At 64.0% G+C, this 20,910-nt stretch carries 20 protein-coding genes; 7 read left to right on the top strand and 13 right to left on the bottom strand.

Annotation, left to right across the window (positions count from 1 at the left end; all coding sequences use genetic code 11):
* Positions 1 to 96: 96 nt before the first annotated feature.
* Complete coding sequence (locus QYR03_RS09210) at positions 97 to 507, bottom strand: NUDIX domain-containing protein (protein WP_301713307.1); 411 nt, start codon at positions 505 to 507, stop codon at positions 97 to 99.
* 47 nt (positions 508 to 554) lie between these two features.
* Here QYR03_RS09210 and QYR03_RS09205 point away from each other — a divergent pair, with 47 nt between their 5' ends.
* Complete coding sequence (locus QYR03_RS09205) at positions 555 to 1,340, top strand: hypothetical protein (protein WP_259850173.1); 786 nt, start codon at positions 555 to 557, stop codon at positions 1,338 to 1,340.
* Positions 1,341 to 1,750: 410 nt separating this feature from the next.
* Positions 1,751 to 2,581 (top strand): PRC and DUF2382 domain-containing protein, encoded by an 831-nt coding sequence (locus QYR03_RS09200; RefSeq protein ID WP_259850171.1) that lies wholly within the window; start codon positions 1,751 to 1,753, stop codon positions 2,579 to 2,581.
* Positions 2,582 to 3,014: 433 nt separating this feature from the next.
* Here QYR03_RS09200 and QYR03_RS09195 read toward each other — a convergent pair whose 3' ends face one another.
* The 9 genes from QYR03_RS09195 to QYR03_RS09155 all read right to left on the bottom strand — a co-directional run bounded on the left by QYR03_RS09195 (position 3,015) and on the right by QYR03_RS09155 (position 10,686).
* A complete protein-coding gene (locus QYR03_RS09195; RefSeq protein ID WP_259850169.1) occupies positions 3,015 to 4,421 on the bottom strand; it encodes an aromatic acid exporter family protein in 1,407 nt (468 codons plus the stop codon).
* 81 nt (positions 4,422 to 4,502) lie between these two features.
* Positions 4,503 to 5,537 carry a class II fructose-bisphosphate aldolase gene (gene fbaA / locus QYR03_RS09190; RefSeq protein ID WP_259850168.1) on the bottom strand — a complete coding sequence of 345 codons (1,035 nt, stop codon included), beginning with the start codon at positions 5,535 to 5,537 and terminating at the stop codon, positions 4,503 to 4,505.
* A 131-nt stretch (positions 5,538 to 5,668) separates the two neighbouring features.
* Positions 5,669 to 6,823, bottom strand: coding sequence for a glycoside hydrolase family 76 protein (locus QYR03_RS09185; RefSeq protein WP_301713306.1), 1,155 nt, complete (start codon positions 6,821 to 6,823; stop codon positions 5,669 to 5,671).
* Between the two features lie 69 nt (positions 6,824 to 6,892).
* Positions 6,893 to 7,573, bottom strand: a complete 681-nt coding sequence (locus QYR03_RS09180; protein ID WP_301713305.1) for an RNA methyltransferase — start codon at positions 7,571 to 7,573, stop codon at positions 6,893 to 6,895.
* On the bottom strand, positions 7,560 to 8,129 hold the full coding sequence (gene pyrE, locus QYR03_RS09175; RefSeq protein WP_301713304.1) for an orotate phosphoribosyltransferase: 570 nt from the start codon (positions 8,127 to 8,129) through the stop codon (positions 7,560 to 7,562). Before pyrE ends, QYR03_RS09180 begins: the two co-directional genes overlap by 14 nt.
* Positions 8,130 to 8,152: 23 nt before the next feature.
* Positions 8,153 to 8,431, bottom strand: coding sequence for a hypothetical protein (locus tag QYR03_RS09170; protein WP_301978583.1), 279 nt, complete (start codon positions 8,429 to 8,431; stop codon positions 8,153 to 8,155).
* On the bottom strand, positions 8,424 to 9,305 hold the full coding sequence (locus QYR03_RS09165; protein WP_301978581.1) for a hypothetical protein: 882 nt from the start codon (positions 9,303 to 9,305) through the stop codon (positions 8,424 to 8,426). The genes QYR03_RS09170 and QYR03_RS09165 overlap by 8 nt, the downstream gene beginning before the upstream one ends.
* A gap of 125 nt (positions 9,306 to 9,430) precedes the next feature.
* Positions 9,431 to 10,270: a sulfurtransferase gene (locus QYR03_RS09160; RefSeq protein ID WP_259850159.1), complete on the bottom strand. Its 840-nt coding sequence runs from the start codon at positions 10,268 to 10,270 to the stop codon at positions 9,431 to 9,433.
* 14 nt (positions 10,271 to 10,284) lie between these two features.
* Entirely contained in the window at positions 10,285 to 10,686 is a 402-nt protein-coding gene (locus tag QYR03_RS09155; RefSeq protein WP_259850157.1) for a DUF4265 domain-containing protein, read from the bottom strand.
* Positions 10,687 to 11,067: 381 nt separating this feature from the next.
* On the opposite strand from QYR03_RS09155, the gene QYR03_RS09150 reads away from it, so the two are divergent.
* Positions 11,068 to 11,997, top strand: coding sequence for a hypothetical protein (locus tag QYR03_RS09150; RefSeq protein WP_301713302.1), 930 nt, complete (start codon positions 11,068 to 11,070; stop codon positions 11,995 to 11,997).
* A gap of 277 nt (positions 11,998 to 12,274) precedes the next feature.
* Here the strand turns inward: QYR03_RS09150 and clpB are convergent, their stop codons facing one another.
* The gene (gene clpB / locus QYR03_RS09145) at positions 12,275 to 14,881 is read right to left on the bottom strand and encodes an ATP-dependent chaperone ClpB (RefSeq protein WP_301713301.1); all 2,607 of its coding nucleotides are present in this window, start codon (positions 14,879 to 14,881) and stop codon (positions 12,275 to 12,277) included.
* A 901-nt stretch (positions 14,882 to 15,782) separates the two neighbouring features.
* Between clpB and QYR03_RS09140 the strand changes: the two genes are divergently transcribed.
* Positions 15,783 to 16,322 (top strand): HTH domain-containing protein, encoded by a 540-nt coding sequence (locus QYR03_RS09140; RefSeq protein ID WP_367620402.1) that lies wholly within the window; start codon positions 15,783 to 15,785, stop codon positions 16,320 to 16,322.
* Here QYR03_RS09140 and QYR03_RS09135 read toward each other — a convergent pair.
* Positions 16,319 to 17,686, bottom strand: coding sequence for a sodium/glutamate symporter (locus QYR03_RS09135; protein ID WP_301713300.1), 1,368 nt, complete (start codon positions 17,684 to 17,686; stop codon positions 16,319 to 16,321). The genes QYR03_RS09140 and QYR03_RS09135 overlap by 4 nt on opposite strands.
* A 73-nt stretch (positions 17,687 to 17,759) precedes the next feature.
* Here QYR03_RS09135 and QYR03_RS09130 point away from each other — a divergent pair, with 73 nt between their 5' ends.
* Positions 17,760 to 18,539: a hypothetical protein gene (locus QYR03_RS09130; RefSeq protein WP_301713299.1), complete on the top strand. Its 780-nt coding sequence runs from the start codon at positions 17,760 to 17,762 to the stop codon at positions 18,537 to 18,539.
* Here QYR03_RS09130 and QYR03_RS09125 read toward each other — a convergent pair.
* Positions 18,536 to 19,318, bottom strand: coding sequence for a nitrilase-related carbon-nitrogen hydrolase (locus QYR03_RS09125; RefSeq protein WP_301713298.1), 783 nt, complete (start codon positions 19,316 to 19,318; stop codon positions 18,536 to 18,538). The two genes, QYR03_RS09130 and QYR03_RS09125, sit on opposite strands and share 4 nt — an antisense overlap.
* 92 nt (positions 19,319 to 19,410) lie before the next feature.
* On the opposite strand from QYR03_RS09125, the gene QYR03_RS09120 reads away from it, so the two are divergent.
* Positions 19,411 to 19,668: a hypothetical protein gene (locus QYR03_RS09120; protein ID WP_259850143.1), complete on the top strand. Its 258-nt coding sequence runs from the start codon at positions 19,411 to 19,413 to the stop codon at positions 19,666 to 19,668.
* Positions 19,668 to 20,843, top strand: a complete 1,176-nt coding sequence (locus QYR03_RS09115; RefSeq protein WP_301713297.1) for an alpha/beta hydrolase — start codon at positions 19,668 to 19,670, stop codon at positions 20,841 to 20,843. The genes QYR03_RS09120 and QYR03_RS09115 overlap by 1 nt, the downstream gene beginning before the upstream one ends.
* Positions 20,844 to 20,910 lie beyond the last annotated feature (67 nt).

Genomic DNA, 20,910 nt, shown 5'->3' with positions numbered 1-20,910 from the left:
GATTCCTCACAGGAACAATGAGACTAGCGTGCCGTCTCAGGTTTCGCGAAAACAGTTTTCCCGAAGCAGGTTTCGCGAGACCGAATTGACGAGCCACTAGCCCAATGCCGGGAAGACCTTCATCTCCAGGAGAGGGGCCAGGTCGATGCCGGCGTCAGCGGGGTTGCGAGGGTCGACCCAGGCGATCTCCTCGATTTCGGCGGCCGGCTGCGGGCTGATTGGCTCCTCGCATGTGAAGATCGTGCCTTCCACGTCACGGCCAGCCTCGTTGGTGGCTGGGGCGAGGAAGGTGCCGAGCGGGGTGAGGGATGAGGCGTCGATAAGCGCGCCTATTTCTTCGCGCACTTCGCGCACGGCTGTTTCGCGCGGAGTCTCCCCTGGTTCCGGCTTACCGCCTGGCAGCATGAAGCGGCCTGTGCCGCGCTTGCGCACGGTGAGTACGCGCCCGCGGTCATCGTGGAAAACGACGGCGGCGACGCGGATGGGCGAGATGATCGGATCGGACATGGGCCTCAATATACAAAGCGCGGCGCGCTACTTGTAGCGTGAGCGGTATGCGGCTTATTCACTGCGCGTGCGGCACGGACACGCTTATCGACGGCGCCGAGCACCACCCCCTCCCGCCCGTTCCCTCGCGCCGCGACCTGAAGTTTCTCGACAAGATTGCGCGCGAAGTGCTCCCCGTCGACCCGACGCCGTCGCTGCAGGAAATCGCAGCCTCCCCGAATGTTTCGCACCTGGGCGAGCCTGCGCTCGCGCCGCAACAGCCGGATGAGCGGCTCCGCGTCATTGTCTCCGGCACGGACGCCGCGTTGTCTGCCGTGCTCACTCGCATGATGCGCGGGGATTACCTGTGGGCGGAAATCGCGTATGTACCCGTCGACCCCGCCTCCCCCGCCGCCGTGCTGTGGGACATTCCCGATGACGCTGAGCGTTTCGCGCTCGAAGGCTCCGTGCTCCCCGTCCCCTGCATCCGTAACGACGCTGGGCTCGTCGTCGCCGGGTCCGCAACACTCACGCACGCGGACGGCGCGCCTTATATAGGAGAGATCGTCGTGGACAACGAGATCCTGGTCCGCAGCGATGGACGCGGCCGCGTACTCGGCGCGCGCCTCGTGCCCACCACGGATGCGCCAGGGCTCGCCGCGGCAGCGATCCGCAAGAAGCGCTTCCGGTCAGGCACTGTCGTCGACGGCACCTCCACCCCGTCCGGCCGCGCCCTCCAATCCGGCGGCCGATCCATCCTGGTCACTGTGGACGGCGTGCCGGCGAAGCGGCCGGTAGAGCGCGTCACCTTCTACCGGCACCTGCGCGACATCCAGTCGGTGCGGTCGTCATAGAACTGGATTTCGCGGGTCCGCGCTGATGCGCGTCGCGCGCCATCCTAGGGTTTCGCGGGCAGCGCCGGCGGTGTTCGAGCGGCCCGAAAGCGACAGGGAATGGAGGCGGGTTCCGTAAATCGTCGTTACGTGATTTATCTCACATTTCGGGTATTTGATATACGCCGTATCGATTCCGTTATCTCGCCGAGACCCAATCCTGTCCCCTTAGCCCCATCCGTACCTTGGCGACCACCGTTTCCGCAGGATAGTCCGGAGGGCGCAATACTATAACCAAATTCGCATTCGCTGCCCTCAAACTTTTGGTTGATAGGCCGTGTTTTGGGCTGCTCCGCTGAAAGTGACCCGGTGCGTCGTTACGTTGGATCCCGTTCGATTCCAACAAAACTTACAAGGAGATTCAGAACATAATGTCTGATTTCAACCGCATCGAAGATCTTGCAAACGCAACCGCTTACGACGTGAACGGTGACAAGGTCGGTGGCGTCCAGGACGTGTACGTCAACGACACCACCGGCCAGCCGGACTTCGTTTCCGTCTCCCACGGCCTGTTCGGTGGCGGCGACTCCATCGTCCCGCTGCGCGGCCACACCCTTGAGAACGGCGACCTGCACCTCGCATTCGCTAAGGACCGCATCGAGGATGCACCGGATCTCGACGAGAACGGCCACCTGACCAACGCTGACCAGGAGGCTTTCTACCGCCACTACGGTCTTGAGGGCGTCGAGGAGCGCACCAAGTACGAGACCGGCGCTGCTGCAGGTGCCGCTGGTGCAGGCGCTGGTGCCGGTGCCGCAGCTGGCCAGCGCACCGACGCTGACCGCGACGCCGCCGCAGCCGCAGCTGACCGCCGCGACGACAACGGTGAGATCATTCGCTCCGAGGAGCAGCTGAACGTCGGCAAGGAGCGCGTCGAGTCCGGCCAGGTCCGTCTGCGCAAGTACGTCGTCCACGAGACCGAGAGCGTCGAGGTCCCGGTTGAGCGCGAAGAGGTCCGCGTCTCCCGCGAGCCGATCACCGATGCTGACCGCGCTAACTACGACGGCAACATCGGCGAGCAGGAAGCTTCCGTCACCCTGCACGAGGATCGCGTCAACGTCTCCAAGGAGTCCGTCCCGGTGGAGAAGGTCTCCCTGGACAAGGACGTCGTCCGCGATACCGAGCAGGTCACCGAGGATGTCGCCAAGGAGCGCATCGAGACCGACGGCGACGTCGTCGACGAGACCCGCCGCAACCAGTAAAGTAGCTGCACCGCAGCTAGCCTTTAGCTAGCAGCCACTTAGCTTTAGCCACGAACCCCAGCGCCCGGTTCAATCCGGGGCTGGGGTTTTCGCTTGCGTGGGGACACCGTCGGGGCGCACCCGTAAAAACACAAAGGGTAACAATCGAACGGTAGCAAGCCTCCATTAGGTGGGCTTTATCAAACATAAGGTCAGGAAAACACGTACTATTACCGTTCGATTGTTACCTTTTGCGGATTTGGGCGGCGGCAAGTCGAGCTCCTGCCGAACAGCGATGTCGACTTGCCCAACGGTAACGCATGATGTGCGGCGAAAACAGACTATTGGGTTTGGCCCAATTTTTGCTTCTCGGTTTCAGGCTACGACAAACATCCAGCAGCACAATAGTTCTACCCTAAAATCAGACGGGCTTAATTGGGTAAGGAAGGGCGCCTTAGTCTGACTTGGAGTCAGTGCCGGACTTAGGGTCGGAGTCAGTGTCGGAGTCAGAGGTGGAGTCCGCCTCTGACACCACTAAGCCGTGCGATCCACCACGCAGCTCCGGCGGATAAGCCGGGTGCGCCGAGGTCGGCTTGAGCACCGCCACCGCGGATTCGCGCGACCACCCGCACACCTGCAACAGGTCCACGATGAGGGAGCGGGACTGGGCGAGAATCGCAGAGGCAGACAACGCGGGCATAGACGTCGACGAATTGTCGTGCCCGCCCTGCGCGTCCTTAGCGCCCACAGCGCCCGCGGCCTCCATAGCCTCGGCGGCACGGGCATTATTGGCATCCTTGGCGGGTCCCTCGAACGGCGAGTAGGGGCCGAACGGGGGCTGGGCGTTCAGGTCGAGGACATCCAGGCCGGTCTCGGCGGCGACCGCGCGGAGACGGTTGGTCAGGGCCGGCATGCCCTGAGCCTGACTGATCTTGGCGTTGACCTCGAAGATGGCAGACATATCCAGGGCGATCGAGGACAGCTGGTCCAGGATCCACAGTTGCTTCGGTGAGACGGTGTCCTGGTCCTCAACGAGCACGAGTGCGCGGCGTGCGAGGACGCGGGTGCTGCGGATGGCATTGTCTGTGGGCGGCACCATTCGCGACAGGGACATCACGTACCGGCGGGAGCCCCACAGGAACGGAGACAGCCGGGCAGATTCACGGCCGGACTTGGTGGCCGAGGTGATGGCGTCGATGTCGGACTGGGTGCCGCGGATAGCTTCGAGCGCCACAGCCATCTCGGCGGGCTGTTGACGGGAGATGCCGTGGGAGACGTCGTCAAGCACCGAGCTCAAAATCTTGAGCACCTTGGCGATCTCTTGGCGCGCGGTGGCCAGCGGCGCCGAAGGCAGCAGCGCGACAACGGCGAGACCGAGCGCCGAACCGATGAAAGCGTCGATGGCGCGGTCCACACCGGTGACGGCGGCTGTCGGCGGCATGATCGTGGAGATCAGGATCGAGCCGATGGCCACCTGGTTAGCCACCAGCACTGATTTGGAGAAGAACGACGCGAACAGCAGGGAGCCGCCCACGGCGAGGGCGATCTGCCAGCCGCCGGCGCCGAGCGGCGCGAACGCGAGGTCGCCGATGAGCACACCGAGAATGCAACCGAGCGACATGTCCAACGCGCGGGCGATACGGTCGCCACCGGACATGCCCACGATGATCACGACGGTGATCGGCGCGAAGAACGGTTGCGGGTGGCCGACCCACTGGTGGGCGATGAAATACGCCAAGCCCGCCGCGATGCCCATTTGCACGGACGGCAAAAGCCGCTGCCGCACGCGTCTGAGCCGGGCCTCGACAGAGTTCTCGACGGCGGCCATCCGCTCACGGGTGGTCATACGCTCGCGGGTCATTTTCTCCATGGCATCACATCAAAGGTAGACAGCAAAAAGGTCAGGCCCCGACTGGGACCTGACCTTCACTGTAGACGCGTTTTACTTGGACACGGATTTGCCCACAGAGTTGAGGTTTTCGCATGCCTGGACGACGCGGTCGGCCATGGACTGCTCAGCCTTCTTCATGTAGGAGCGCGGGTCGTAGACTTTCTTGTTGCCCACTTCGCCATCGACCTTGAGCACACCGTCGTAGTTCTGGAACATGTGCTCGGCGACCGGACGGGTGAACGCGTACTGGGTGTCGGTGTCGACGTTCATCTTCACCACACCATAAGACAGGGCCTGCGCGATCTTCTCCGGCTCGGAGCCGGAGCCACCGTGGAAGACAAAATCGAACGGCTTGGAGCCAGCCTCGAGGCCGAGCTTCTCGACGGCCGCCTCCTGACCCATCTCCAGCACCTCCGGCTTCAGCTTCACGTTGCCCGGCTTGTACACGCCGTGCACGTTGCCGAACGTTGCGGCCAGCAGGTAGCGACCCTTTTCACCGGTACCGATGGCATCGATAGTCTTCTCGAAGTCCTCGCGGGTGGTGTAGAGGTTGGAGCCGGCCTTCGCCTGCACACCGTCCTCCTCGCCGCCGACAACACCGATCTCGACCTCGAGGATGATGTTGGCCTTGTGGGCCTTCTCCAGCAGTTCCTGCGCGATCTCGAGGTTCTCGTCAATCGGGATGGCGGAGCCGTCCCACATGTGGGACTGGAACAGCGGGAGCTCGCCGCGGTCGACGCGCTCCTGGGAGATGGCGATGAGCGGACGCACGTAATCGTCCAGAACTTCCTTCTGGCAGTGGTCGGTGTGCAGCGCAACGTTGATGTCGTACTTCTCAGCGACCTTGTGGGCGAAAGCCGCCAACGCCTCCGCACCGGCGACCTTGTTCTTCACGGACAGGCCGGAACCGAACTCCGCGCCGCCCGTGGAGAACTGGATGATGCCGTCCGAGCCAGCCTCAGCAAAACCGCGGAGAGCCGCGTTGATGGTCTCCGAGGAGGTGCAGTTGATGGCCGGGAACGCGAAGCCACCCTGCTTCGCGCGATCGAGCATTTCGTTGTAAACCTCAGGAGTTGCAATAGGCATGGAGTGTGGGTCCCTTTCAGTCGGTGGTCACTCGTGTCGCCCGCACTGCCAGCGTGCGGGCTCTACGTCTCCCAGTATGCCCGTGCTCGGATATTCCCGCACGAACTTTCTGCGAGCTCCAAGCCACACTCCTAGCGCTCTTCGCGCTCCTTACGCGCCTTGGACACTTTGGCCGCCGCCTCGAGCAGCATCCAGCCGGACAACTGCACCGACAGATCGCGCTCGGAAATGCGCGCGGTGCCCAAGGCATCGCTGATCGAGCTCGGCCCCAGCGAGTAGTTGTGCGGCAGCTTCGCGTCCCGGGTCCAGCGCGCGGGGAAGATCGGCAAGCCGTCGACCTCGAGACGGTGGTTCCACATCGACTCCGCACTAGCCATGACCAGGCGCTCCGCGGCTTTCTTGGCGCTCACGCTGGCAGGGCTGTCTTCGGGGAGACGTACCGCGACTTCCGCGAGGTAGCGCACAAGAATGCCCTTGAACAATCCGCCGTCGCCGTCCCCGTCGACCGGGTTATCGATGACACCGCCCGGCGTCGCCACATGCATCGCGATCGCCTGCACCAGGGAACGGATGTGGGTGATGTAGAAGACCTGCTCTTCCGGCTTATCCTCCAGTGCCAGGGCGATCTCCAGAGCTGCTCCGAGCACGGTGCCCTGGTTATAGGTGTAGATGGTGGGGGTGGCGCGGGGGCCGTCGACAAGCAGGCGAATGCCATCCTGGACGAGACCATCGTCCGTCATGAGGTTCCCGAACATCCAGTCGACGATCTCGCGCGCCTTGTCCAGGCGGCCCGTGCGCGCGAGCATGATCGCGGCGGGGCCGTTGGCCGGCACGTTGAAGAAGTTCTCATCCGTGCGCCACGGCAACACACCCGTCACTGAATCCAGGCCAGCGAGAATGTTGAACTCCAGATCATCGAGCTGCTTCGGGCGGGCGACCTTGTCCGAATGGGCCACGCGGTCCAACGCCAACGCGAGCCACGCCTTGTCGTCGTAATACCGGTTCTTGATCAGTTTGCCCAGGTTGCGCAAGCTGATACCGCGGATGGTGCGCACGATCGCCGAGCGCCGGGCTTTCGTCGACCGGCGCGTCTCCGCGTCCACCAAGCAATCGAGGTAGTGCGCCTGCCACCAGTAATGCCAGTGGAAGAACACCTTCTCTTTCGTTGTCGGCGGCCAGCTGACCACTGCCAAGTTCGTGCGGGGCAAGCCCCACAACTTCGAAGCATGCCGCTCCGTGATCGCCATCTCGGCGAGGTCGGCTCGGTGCGCCCAAGTTTCCGGCACAGGCCCTCCTTTCATCGCTCCTAGCTTATCGGCTTCCCCCGCTCCCCCGTTACCGTTTCTCCGCCCCTTCTACCAGGCGCCGTCGAGGTCCGCGTGCTGGCGGATCCACGAGTGCATCGCGATGCCGGCAGCCACACCCGCGTTGATCGAGCGGGTCGAGCCGAACTGGGCGATAGAGCACGTCATCACCGCCGCGTCCTGCGCCTGTTCGGTCACGCCGGGTCCTTCCTGGCCGAACAGCAGAAGACAGCGCTCGGGGAGCTCCGCCGTCTCAAGAGGAACGCTGCCCGGGGTGTTGTCGATGGCGACGATTGCCAGGTCGTTGTCTTGCGCCCAGTCCGCCAGGTCGGCCACGGTGTCGTGGTGGACGATGTGCTGGTAGCGGTCGGTCACCATTGCGCCGCGGCGGTTCCACCTCTTCCGCCCCACGATGTGCACGGCCTCAGCCAAGAACGCGTTCGCGGTGCGGACGACCGTGCCGATATTCATGTCGTTCTCGAAATTCTCGATCGCGACATGGAACGGGTGCCGTTTCCCGTCCAGGTCGGCCTTGATCGCCTCGAGGGACCAGTAGCGGTACTGGTCGACGACGTTGCGGCGGTCGCCGTTGCGCAGGAACTCGGGGTCGTAGCGCGGGTCATCGGGCCAGTCGCCTTCCCAGGGGCCGACGCCGTGGCGGCCTTCCTGCCACTCGGTCGGCCCCTTCTCGGACTCGCTGGCCTGGCCGGGCTCCGCGCTAGGCGAGGCCAAGGTCGCTCAAGCCCAGCAGGAAGCGGTATTCCAGGCCGGCATCCTCGAGCACGTCGGCGGCGCCGGTCGCACGGTCGACGACGGTAGCCACCGCGACGACCTCGGCGCCAGCTTCCTGGCAGGCCTTCACCGCTGTGAGCGGGGAGTTGCCGGTCGTGGTGGTGTCCTCAACCACGAGGACGCGCTTGCCCTGGATGTCCGGGCCTTCGATCCGGCGCTGCATTCCGTGCTTCTTCGCCTCCTTGCGGACGACGAAAGCGTCGATCGGCCGGCCGGATGCGTGCATGACGGAGGTGGCGACCGGGTCCGCACCCAAGGTCAGACCACCGACAGCATCGAAGTCGAGGTCGCTGGTCAGCTCGCGCAGCAGCGCACCAATCAGTGGGCTGGCCTCGTGGTGCAGGGTGGCCCGGCGCAGGTCGACGTAGTAATCGGCCTCCTTGCCCGACGACAACGTCACCTTTCCGTGCACGACCGCCAGTTCGCGGACCAGTTCAGCGAGACGCTCCTTCGCGCCCGCGCCGGTCACGCCCGTCTCATTCGTGTTCTCACTCATGGTCACCCAGGGTAGTCCGAGAACTAGTCACCGGCGCCGTCGCTGTCGCTGTCGCCGAAGATCGACGGGGGTTGGGGGCGGCGGGTGATGCGGGTGCCGTCGTTAAGCTGCTCAGGCCGCTCGCCCGTCGCGATGGCGTCGACCTCATCCGTGCCGACTGTGCGGTACTCCATGGTGCCGCGGACGCCGCCGGTGGTGCGGGTGGGCAGTTCGAGCGGTTCCTCCGGGCGCGCGATGACAGGTCGCGCGGGGTCGTTGCTGTTGTCTTTCGCGGTTGCCTCGAGTTTGACGGGGTCACCCATCGGGCGGGTCTTGTTTTCGAAGTGGAGGTGGGGCCAGGTGCGCGGGGGGGGTGCGGGCGGCGTCAGCAAGCAGGGCGAGCGGCGCGAAAACCGGTTCCCAATCCTGCGGCAAAGGTGTTCCCCCGAGCTGCGCGAGCACCCATTCAGATTCGAACCACACGGCGCTGACCTGCTGCGGAAGAAGCTCAAGCGCCGTGGTCACACGGATGTCCAGCACCCGCTCGGCCGGCCCCGCCTCATTCGCGAACACACGGAAGCCCTCGAGTTCAGCGACCGCGACAAGGTCCTCGGTGGCGGCCGCACCGCCATCCGCTTGACGACGCATATCCACCACCACCCCACTGTCCATCCCCGTCCCCATCGCCACGACTGTCGTCTCACCGATCTCCGCGATACGCGTCTCGTGCCCGAACTGCGTGCCAGTCAACACATCGCGCACTGGCTCGCCCGCCGACGCCGCGCCGCGGTTCCACTCGTCCTGGAGGTACTGGTCGACCTTCGCGTACTCGAAACCGTTGGCCTCCGCCCACTCGCGGCGCCCCTTGCGTTCGCGCTGCTTGGCCCCCGGCAGCGTGCTGGGCAGGGCCCCGCTGATCGCCCCCGTCAGCGCGCTCCAGCGCGAGTGCGTCTTCTCGGCTCCCGGTGCGGCCTCAGCTCCCGGTGCGGCGTCCACTCCCGGTGCGGACTCGGCTTCCTGCTCGGTTTCCGGCTCCGTCTGCTCCGGCTCTGGCGTGCGCTGCGGTTCCTGCTCAGGTGCCGCCTCCTGCTCTGGTGCGGGCTCAGCGCCGCCGCTCTTGGCTTGCGCATCCGCGCGCCACAAAAGACCCGCCCCGGCGAGGGCGAGTGCAGACAGTCCCAGAAGTATGTATCCCATCAGTACAGAACTGTATCCCCCAACGCCCCCTGAACTGGTCAGGCGTGGCGCGATGCCGTAGGGGATCTCACCGGGCCTGCGGCATAACGCCAGGAATTATGCAGCGCATACTCGGGGCAGCCGGTTTAGATATCGCGCTCCACCGGGTTGCTCGGGTTGGCAGACCACTGCGACCACCCGCCGATGTAGTGGGTCAGCACCGGCAGACCGGCGTGGGAGAACGCGGCCAGCAGTTTCGACGAGTGGTTGCCTGAACCCGAATAGACGATCGCCTCTGTCGGATCAGTCTGGTGCGTGATGCCGAACTTGGCCATCACCTCCAGGATTTCCTCCGCAGGCTTGACGGTGCGGTCCTCGTTGAACAGGGTGTCCACCGGCACGGTGCGGGCACCGGGAATGTGTCCCGACTTCAGGTCGAGGTTCTCGCGTTGGCCGACGTAGCGGGAGGTGTCTCGGGCGTCGATAAGCATGCCCTTGAAAGCCTTCACGTCCTCGATACTTGCGGTGGGCAGCTGGTCCGGCGTGACCTCCAGTTCTGTGTGGACCGAGACCGGGCCTGGGCCCGCGACCGTGTCAAAACCGCTCGACTCCCACGCGGGGAAGCCGCCGTCGAGGATGTGCACGTCCTTTACACCCGCCCAACGCAGAGTCCACCACGTGCGCGACGCGAACTCGCCCGTGCCTGTGTCGTAAATGACCACCGGGCGGTTCGCCTCAATGCCCCAGGCACGGAACGACTCCTGGATGCGCTCCGCCGACGGCAGCGGATTGCGCCCCACACGGGAACCGGGCGTGCCCACGAGGTGCTCGGCCGGGTTGCAGTACTGGGCGGTGGGAATGTGCTCGGACTGGAATTTCGACCATGCATTGCCCTCACGGGCATCCCACAGCGAGGCTAAAACAGTGAGCTTTTTGCCGGTACGGATCTGTTCACGCAGGTCTTCGGGGGACACGAATACGCTCATGGCGCCAAGTGTAGCTAGGCCAACTGAATGATGCCCTGTGCCTGAAGGCCCTCAAGCCACTCACGGATCCCTTCCCCCGGGGCATCCGCGCCTATCGACACACCCAGCATCCCTCCCGGACCCACCTCCACCCGGCATCCGAACGCGAGCAACGTCTCCGCGATGTCCGTCGGCTCCGGCGACTGGATCAAGATCCGCACCGTCTCCGCCCCGCCACTGACCACCTTGCGGTTGACGTGAAACTGGCCACCCACCTTCACGCACTCGACAATGTCCCCCACCGCCAACGACGGGTCCAAAAACGGCACGCTCGCCACCACGAAATGGCCGCCGCCCAGGTCGTGGGCCGCCAGCTCCTCGTTCTCCACACCGGGCAGCGGGGTCCGGGTGACAATTTTCGTGGTCAGTGGCTCCATGCCGGTGATTGTAACGCCGGGTTATTCTGCCTCCAGCGGTGCCCGTACCAAATCCGGACCTAGCCCGCGCTTGGCCCTTGCCCGCGAAATCGACTCCACGCGAAATCGACTCAACGCGCAAACGGTAACAATTGAACGGTAACAGCGCTCCGAAACTGGGACTTATGTGTAATGTCAAGCACATTAAAATCCATTGTTACCGTTTAATTGTTACCGTTTGCCTTAGCTGGCTTGGCCGTCACTCGATGCCAAGCTCGTCCGCCACCGCTCCGCCACTTCGGAGCGCCCCCGCACACAAACAATCGGACACCCTCCCCCAATGTCGCTCAAAGTAGACACCATTGCACTGCACGGAGCCGAAAAACACTCCACAGTAAAACCATGGACAGGGACGAAGTGCTCAACAAACTCATCAATCTCCGCACAGCCGGGGCCAACCACCCAGCATGGCATGAACTGGAAACCGGCAAACTCACGCAGCTCGCCCCTACCCAAGCAATCCCAAGCGCATTCTTCAACAGCCTGAAACGCTACGAACAGTTGTGGATTCGCGCAGTAGCCGTCGGCCGGGGCAAGACCCGAGCGATCCTAATCGGACGATCTTCCGCCCGTGTCCACGGCATGTGGGTCGTGTCCCGCACACCGGAACTCGTCGAAACCACATTCGGCCGCTCCGGCTACAAAACAGCAGCTAACCTCCCGAAAGGCGAGTCGTGCCGCAAACTCACCGTGCCCGAAGAACACTTTCAGCTTATCGACGGCACCCGAGCCCTCTCCCCCTTCCGCACCGCCGCCGATATCGCCGCCACTCACGGCTTTATCGAAGGGTTGGTAGCAATGTCGTGGCTCAAATACCGCAACATGCCCCACCGAGAAATGGTGTGGCAGGCCAGCAAACTTGGTCCAATCCGCGGAATCAGGAATGTCCGCGCCGCCATAGAAGCCTCAAGCGCCCGCTCCCTTTCCCCTTTCGAAGCCTACGCGCAAGGATTGTTCATGGAAGCCGGGATCGAGGTACGGATGCATGTGCGGATGCCCATCGACGCCCACCGCCACATTGAAGTCGACCTTCTCGCCGGTCCGCGCGGTGAGGTCGTTGTCGAAATCGACGGCGCCCAGAAATACGACGGAGTGACCTTCGGCGGAGTTGAAGAGACCCTGTTGAAGGAACGCGAGCGCGAGAACCTCCTCAAGAACTTCGGGTACCCCGTTGTCCGTCTCACTCCCCACCAGCTTCTGACCAAACCCGATTACTGCATCACCACAGTGGCCGCGGCGATCTCCCGGGAGCAGCGGCGCCGCGGACGGTAATCCACGCCACGGGGCGGTCATCCAGATGCACTACCCGCACCCAATCGAACTGCCCACAAACCCCCAGGGCATCCAGAGAATGCAAAGGGTAACAATCGAACGGTAACAACCCTCCGCTAAGTGCAGTTATTTATACATACCGCGCATTTCCAGATCATTGTTACCGTTCGATTGTTACCTTTTGCGAATAGAGACAGGTTGGGGCACCGGAGCCGCAGGGCGGGCTTCCGCGGCCAAAGCGGCCGTCGGACGGGAAAACCCGCCCCCCACCGCGCTGCTACTCGGAATCCACCTCAGCATCACCCTTTGTGACAGTCAGCCCGTCGCCGGACACAGTCTCGCCGCCGGTATCTTCCGCAACCGGTGCCGCGTCGACGCGCACGGTGTCCCCGTCGCGGATCACGCCCGCGAGCACCTCCTTGGCCAACTTGTCGCCAATCTCCTTCTGGATCAGCCGGCGCAGCGGACGGGCACCGTAGGCCGGGTCGTAGCCACGATCAGCGAGCCAGCGCTTGGCGGCATCGGTAACGTCCAGGGTCAGGCGGCGCTCCGCCAACCGCTCGGCAAGGGAACGCAGCTGGATGTCCACGATACCGACGAGCTGATCCTGAGTCAGCGGGTCGAAGACGACCACGTCGTCGAGGCGGTTGATGAATTCCGGCTTGAACGCCCGCTTCACCGCTTCCATGATCTCGTCGTGGGTGCCTCCGGCGCCCAGGTTAGAGGTCAGGATGATGACGGTGTTGCGGAAGTCGACAGTGCGACCTTGGCCGTCGGTGAGCCTACCTTCGTCGAGGACCTGCAGGAGCACGTCGAAGACGTCCGGGTGGGCCTTCTCCACTTCGTCGAAAAGCACGAGGCTGTACGGGCGGCGACGGACGGCTTCGGTGAGCTGACCGCCAGCGTCGTAGCCGACGTATCCCGGAGGCGCACCGACGAGACGCGCGACGGAGTGCTTCTCGCCGTACTCGGACATGTCGATGCGGATCATCGCGGACTCATCATCGAAGAGGAACTCCGCGAGCGACTTCGCCAGCTCAGTCTTGCCCACGCCCGTCGGGCCGAGGAACAGGAAGGAACCGATCGGCCGGTTCGGGTCAGCGATCCCGGCGCGCGAACGCCGCACAGCATCGGACACCGCGACAACAGCCTCGCTTTGCCCCACGACGCGCTCACCGAGCACAGACTCCATGTTCAGGAGCTTCTCGGTCTCGCCTTCCATCATCTTGCCTGCGGGAATGCCCGTCCAGCTGGAAACAACGTCGGCTATCACGTCCGGCGTGACTTCTTCCGTCAGCATCGTTTTACTGCTTATCGACGCCTCCCTCTCCGCCTCCGCGACCTCTTCCTCCAATTCAGGAATGCGGCCGTAACGGAGCTCAGAGACCTTGGCGTAGTCGCCATCGCGCTCGGCGATCTCAGACTCGTTGCGCAGACGCTCGAGCTCCTCCTTCGCCTGCTGCACCTTGTCGATCTCGCTCTTCTCGTTCTCCCAGCGCGCCTTCATCTCTCCGAGCTTCTCGCGCTGGTCGGCGAGCTCACTGCGCAGAGCGCTCAGGCGCTCCTGGCTGGCGGCGTCCGATTCCTTCGACAGTGCGATCTCCTCGATCTCGAGGCGGCGCACGACGCGCTCCAGCTCGTCGATCTCCTGCGGCGAGGAGTCGATCTCCATGCGGAGACGGGAGCCAGCTTCATCGACCAGGTCGATCGCCTTGTCCGGCAGGAAACGGTTCGTGATGTAGCGGTCCGACAGCGAGGCTGCGGCAACGAGAGCCGAGTCCTGGATACGCACACCGTGGTGCACCTCATAGCGCTCCTTGAGTCCGCGGAGAATACCGATCGTGTCCTCCACCGTCGGCTCGCCGACGTAGACCTGCTGGAAGCGTCGTTCCAAGGCGGCATCCTTCTCGATGTACTTGCGGTACTCATCGAGAGTCGTCGCACCGACAAGACGAAGTTCACCACGAGCCAGCATCGGTTTAATCATGTTGCCGGCATCCATCGAGCCATCTCCGGTGCCGCCGGCACCGACAATAGTGTGGAGCTCGTCGATGAAGGTGATGATCTCACCGTCCGAAGACTTAATCTCATCCAGCACCGCCTTGAGGCGCTCCTCGAACTCACCCCGGTACTTCGCGCCGGCGACCATCGAACCCAAGTCGAGACTGATCAGGGTCTTGCCCTTCAGCGACTCGGGAACATCGCCTGCGACAATACGGCGGGCAAGCCCCTCGACGATCGCGGTCTTACCCACGCCGGGCTCACCGATGAGCACCGGATTGTTCTTCGTGCGGCGGGACAGCACCTGCACGACGCGGCGGATCTCACTGTCACGGCCGATGACCGGGTCAATCTTTCCTTCGCGTGCACGTGCAGTCAGGTCGGTGGAGTATTTTTCCAGAGCCTGGAACTGGCCCTCCGGGTCCTGCGTGGTCACCTTCTGGTTCCCGCGGACTGACGGAAAGGCAGCTTTGATCGTGTCATAGGTGGCGCCACGCTTCTTCAGCAGTTCAGCGGCTTCGTCGTCGCCTCGTGCAATGGCGGCAAGCAGCACCTCGGTGGAGACGTATTCGTCACCGAGTTCGCCCGCGAGTTCCTGGGCTGTGTTCAGTGCGTTGAGGCCGTCCCGGTTGAAGTTCGGGTTAGCCATGTTTTGCCCCTGGGCCTTGGGGTAGCCATCGACAATCTCGGCGGCTTCCTTCTGCACCGTCGTTGGGTCGACACCGGTGGCCTTGAGCACCGGGGCGGCGATGCCTTCCTCCTGCTCGAGGATCGCCTGAAGCAGGTGCGCTGGCCTAATATCGGGGTTCCCGTTGGCGGAGGCCCGCTGCAGCGCCTGCTGCAGCGCTTCCTGGGTTTTGGTGGTGGGGTTGAACGAGCTCATCTAATCTCGCTCCTTTCCTAAATCTCAGTTTGTTGGTGCTTCTTCGCTTCTTTGCTTCTTCGCAGCTTCTGCTGCGCGAAGCTTCTATGGTCCGAACTTAGTTCGTCAATAGGCGAAACACCGCCGAAGTTGAGTCTGTTCCACTCAACCCGAAAATCCGCCGAGTTTTTCTCCACCTCCACCACTCAGCCGCACCACCACGTCACCGCTCCACCACCGCACCACACCACCGCGCCGCCGCACCACCGGCGTGCCCGAATTCCGCCCAGAAACAGTCGGTCGAATCTTGTGCCGCATGAAGTCTGTGAAGAGAACGCGCGGATATAAGGATGTTTGGGTTTGCGGTCACGTGTGACCTCGATGAGGGTAATGAAGCAATGGCCAGCAGAAACTCCGCTTCCTGTCGAGGTCACTCCTTGCAGCACTCACGACTCCCCCGCTGGCCCGCTTCCTACGTCACACTCAGCCTCTAATTCCAGCCCGCATTTCGGTGCTCCTCCAAAATCTCGCCCGAAAGAGCACCGCAACAACTGACCGCTTCTCCGACGTCCAAAGACACTGGCCACAGGGTTTTCACCGCCATCGAGGACATCACTGCCCGCAATAGCCGCCAGCACACCTTCCGAATCCTCAACGCATGTGACAGAAGTGGCCACACCCGCGAGCTTGCCACTTGGGCAACAAGCGGCGTTTCTTGCGCACTGAAGTAAACACTGATGCGCTTTGGAGAGGAAGCGGCTCGCCTACATTTGTGTTTAAGGCTCGGGCTGGGGCCAATCTGTGGACCGCTCTACGAGCCGGTCTGGGGGATCAATCCGGGAAACAGGCTGAGAATCGGTCTGAGAATTGGTCTGAGAATCAATTGGAGAATCGGAACTGAACCAAGGAGCAATTAGGGGGAATGATGCTGGACCCATTTTCATCGCTAGGTGGGCCTCATCCATTAGACGCGCTCGCTGAAGAAACCGAGCAATTCCAGCGGCGAGAAAAGATCCCCACCTTCCTGAAAGGTGCTGAGCTCCTTCGGCTGCTGCAAACGGGGCGTGCGTGGGAGGGAAGGGAGTTGGCGGAAAAGGTGAGCGTCGATAGGCGAACTTTGCGCAGGTACATCGCGCATTTGCGTGACCTCGGCTTCTCAATCGAATCCAAGCCGGGTGCCGCTGGAAATTACATGATGAGCAGTGGCGACGTGGTTCCGCCTCTGACGCTCACGGACGATGAGCTGGAAGTGCTCATCCTCGCGCTCAGTTCGACCGGGTACCCGGGCGACGAACTCGGGGAGCGCGCCGGCCGGCTGCGGCAGCGCATCGGCCGACTCTTACCTCCCCTCATGAACCAGCAACTGGCGGATGCGGGTATGAGGCGGTACTACGATGTCGTCAAATTCTGGGGCGCCTACAACCGCGAGCAGAAGGCCCAGCAAGACGGCACTGGGAACTAACTCTTCTTCGTCGAGATCTGGGCCGACGGTACGCCGGCGTATTTCTTCGCGGGGATCCACTTGAGCGCGAAGCCCATCACCAAGATGCCAGCCGCGATGGCGGTGGCGATCCAGCCGAATGGTCCGGTGAAGGAAGCAATCACTGCGATTGGGGCGAGGATGGTCATGCCGATCTCGAAGGGTCCGAAGCCGACGTAAGCCACGCCGTACTCGTTGAGCGTGCCGGATTTGAGCTTCGGATCGACCATCTTGAGCAGCGCGATACCGGTGGCGACTGCAGCGGTGGCCCACCCCCAGCCGAAGATGCCGCGCTCGATCCACTGTTCGCCGAAGTACAGCGGCGCCATGACCAGCAGGTAGAAGATGCAGAAGAGGGTGCCAAGCACGAACAGGAGGATCAGTGCCTGCCAGTAGGAGGCGAGGGCGGCGGGGACAATGGAGGCGATGCCGAAGGCGATCATGTAGTCGGTGGCGGCACCGGAGATGGCGGAGACAGTGTCCTTGTCCAGGTAGTTGGGCTTTTTGAACAGGCGCAGCAGACCACGGCCGATGAAGCCGATGACGAAGGAGAGGGCGAACAGGGGGATCGAGACGTTCTCCCAGGTGTTGGAGAGGAAGTTGTTCACCTCGTACGCCACGAGCACGGTGAAGACGATGAAGCCGCCGTGCAGGGCAAGGGGCTCGATGGACGAGGGGTTCGTGGTCGCCTTACCGATGGATGGGCGCTCGGCTTCGTTCTCGATGTAGCCGGAGCGCAGTTCCTTCGGCAGGTCGCCCTGCAGTTCGGTAGCTTTGCCTTTGCGGATACCCCAGTTGGCCACGATGACGCCGCCGATGATGGCGACAAGGGTGCCCACGGTGGCGGAGGTGAAGCCGAGGGAGGAAGCGGCGACGGCTCCGGCGGAGTCTTCCAGCGCGGAGCCGACCGCTGCGGCGGTGCCGAAGCCGCCGACGAAGCCGACGGGCAGCATCATGCCGAACCAGTCTTCAGTGCCGAACACGGGCTTGAACAGGTAGATTCCCGCGAGCACGAACAGGCCCCACTGGAACATGAACATGGTGGTGGAAAACGCCCACATGTTCCGTGCGCCCTTGGCCACGGAGCCGCCGAGGTCCATGGAATACGCCATCGACGCGAACACGACGGCGATGAGAATGGACGTGTACTTGCCCACTTGGTCGGAGAATTGGGCAATGTTGAGCACTTCGGGGCCGAGAACGAGGCCGATGAGGCCCGCGGTGATCGGCGCCGGCAACAGAAGTTGCTGCAGCACATGGACACGCTGGCGGAGGATGTTGCCGATGATGAGAAGGACGGAGATCCATCCAACGTCGACAAGCATGTCGTAGGCCGTGAATTCCATGGACCGAACCTTTCGCGTGGAGTGCTATCGCGGCTAGCTTAGCGGGCGGGCGCAGCGCATTAGTCTTTAAAGCATGGATCAGGTTGTGAGTTTGTCGGCCGCCGAGCGGGAAGAGCTGGAGTTTCAGCTTTCGGGCACGACGGAGGAAGTGGGCGCGCTTGTCGAGGCCCTCCTCACCCCCTCGCTCGCCGCCCCCACCGCCTTGGACCGCCGCAGGCTAGGCCTGCCGCCGGAATCCTACGAGGAACTGGTAGACCCCCTCGGCGAGGCACTGCTCAGGGCGCTGTGGGACCGCCCCGGCGATGTTGAGGAGGCGTGGGCGGCGATGGCGCAGACGCTGTCCACCATGGCGGATGCCGCGCGGGAGGCTGATCTGCAGGGCATCCCGCCGGCGACGGCGGCACAGGTCACAGCCGTGGTGGAGCTGGAGAGCTCGGACAGCTCCGGCGGCGGAATGGTCGCGGTGCACCTGGAGGCCCCGGTGCCGGTCGAGTATGCGCCGGGGCAGACGTTGCCGGTGCTCGTGCCCGGCGCGTACGGGGAGGCCGGCCAGTGGCACGACCTCGCGCCGGCGCTTCCGTCGAACCGGTTCGGGCAGCTGGTGTTCTACGTTCCGGACTGGTGGCGGCGCCCGGAAGTCGGTGAGTACTGGACGTGCGGGAATGCGCGGGGTGAGCGGTTCGAGTTCCCGGAAGACACGGAAGTGGATGCCACTGGGGCCCGGCTGGCGGGGGTGAGGGCGGCGGTGTTCGGGGGCGTCGATAAGCGGGTTGCGCTTGTTGTCGATGTCCGCGAGCCGGCCCTGGAATCCTTGGCGGGCGCGGTGGATTGGCTGGTGCTACGCCGGATCTAGAGGATCGGCACAGCAGCTTGGCGGCGGGTCGCCTCGGCGGGGTCGATGTCGACGACGATGACCTCCTCGTCGAATCCCCCTTGCGCGAGCACCGTGCCGTTCGGGGCGACGGCCATGGAGTGGCCGACACCGAGCGGATCGGAATTCGACGTGGCGCCCGTAGCTCCTTCCGGATTGGCCTGGTCGGGCGCGAGGACGAACACGCCTGCATCGAGGGCGCGGGCGCGCGTGAGAGCGGTCCACTCCTCGACCTTGTTTTCGCCTCCGGCCCAGCTGGTGGGCACGACGACAATATGGGCGCCGCGGCGGGCGAGCTCCTGGAATTGGTCGGGGAAGCGGATGTCGAAGCAGATGGCGCAGCCCACCGTCGCGCTTTCATGGCCGAAGGTGTGCAGCTCCGTCCCGGGCTCAACGTTGTCAGATTCGCGGTAGCTCTCGGTGTCGAAGGCGTGGATTTTGTCGTAACCTTCGTGCAGGTCGCGGCCGTTTGTGATCAGTGCGGTGTTGCGCACGCGTCCGCCGTCGCCGGGGCGGAACATGCCGGCGACGATGGTGACGCCGAGTTCGTCGGCAAGCTGGCGCAGCCCGGTCGCGAATGCCCCGTCGAGCCCCTCGGCCTGGTCCTGGAGCGGACCGGACTCGAATGCCTGGGAGGAGGCTTCGGGGCACACGATGAGTGTCGCGCCTTTGTCCGCGGCGGTGCGGATGTGCCCGGACAGCGCCGTGAGGTTGTCGGCGGTGTCCGGTCCGGCGGTGAATTGCACGAGTCCAATACGCATGCCAACCAAGGGTATGTGGATAACTTTTCAAATTCCACAGGTTCACGCACCGGCTCTTGTGCGGGCGGCCTGGTTGCCGTTTCGTTGGAGGCATGAACGACACAACGAATTTTGTTCAGGCACCGACAACCGACCTACCGACCCTTCCCGACTGGACCGACCCGACCTTCACTGAATTAGCCACCCCGAGTCTTACCTCCGCCGCCCTTGTGCGGGCCCACGGCGCGTTGCGCGACGGGGTGGATTCCCGCTCGCGGCGCGTGCGCACGCACGCCGAGAACCTGTCTGCTTTCGCCGACGCCGTCCGCGGTGTCGACGCCGACCACGCCGCGGCGTTCAGGGGGAAATAATGCTGGTCACAACAGAATTAGCGGCGAGCGCAGACGCGTTGCGACGGGCGGCGGACGCTGTGCGCTCGCGTATCGACGACACCGCAGGCACCCGCACCGCCATCTCCAACGCCGGACTCGCCGGCCAGGCGGCGGATACCGGCCTGGACGTGCTGGCTGATCTGGGCCGCGCCATCGGCGTCCCGGCCGAGATGATGGAGGATGTGGCCGGGATCCTGGAAGAGGCGGCGGCCACCCAGCACATCTTCGAAAGAGCCAAGGAATCCTTACTCTCCATGGTGCTGCCGCCCGGGACGCAGATGTACCACCAGGGGATGCTGGCGTCGATCTCCATCATGGAGCGGCTGCTAGACCAGTCCTGCGCCGCCGCCGTGGACGGTGCCTGCATGCTGAAGCACGAGCAGGATATCGACCGTTTGGTCTTCCACCCGGACACCCCGCTTTCCCAGATCAGCGCGGAGCAACTCTCCTCCGCGCCAGCGTCCGTGCGCCGAGCGGTGGAGGACGCCGGCGGCGTCGTCCTGGAGGGCGGACCGGACGGGTACACCGTGATGGTGGGCGCCGAGCTGGACGCCGACGGCGAGCCGATCCCGCCGCAGTCCATCACCACTGTGGTCTCCGGGGTGGGCTCGGGCGAGCCGGAGAAATTCGACACGGTTCTCGAGGAAGCCCAAGCGGTCGCGGCCGCCACCGGCGGGGCGGCCGTGGTGTGGCAGGGCTACTCCCCTCCCCCGACGCTGTACGAAGGAATGGGGCGCAGCGCCGCGGCGGCCGGCGCCGACGACTTGTCGGCTTTCCAGTACGCGCTGGAGGAGCGGTTCCCCGATTCCCGCAAGGTCGTGGTGGGCCATTCCTACGGCTCGGTGGTAGCGGCCCGCGCTGCCGAGGAGTACGGGCTCTTCGCCGACCATCTCTTCCTCGTGGGCTCCCCGGGTGTGGGCGCGAGCAGCGCCGACGACCTGAAACTGTTCGGGGACGACCCGTCTGTCACGGTCGCGGATTCGCCCGCGGACCCGATCCTGCTGTTGCGCTCCCCGTTGGCCGCGCTGCACGGGCACGACCCGGGTTCTGCGCGCTTCGGCGCGGAGAGCGTGCCGGGTGTCTGGGGCGGCCACACCGATTACTACAGCGACAAGGCGATGCTGCGGGCGCTCGCTGAGGCAGCGCGCGGCTAACGCGCCGGCCAGAGCGGGGTGAGTTCCAGCTGGCGGGGCAGGAAAAGAAATAAGCGTACACTAGGGT

Source organism: Corynebacterium sp. P4-C1 (assembly GCF_030503595.1).
In the GTDB taxonomy this organism is placed as follows: domain Bacteria; phylum Actinomycetota; class Actinomycetes; order Mycobacteriales; family Mycobacteriaceae; genus Corynebacterium.
Note: the sequence above shows the minus strand (reverse complement) of the source record. Positions and strands in the feature narration are given on the sequence as shown.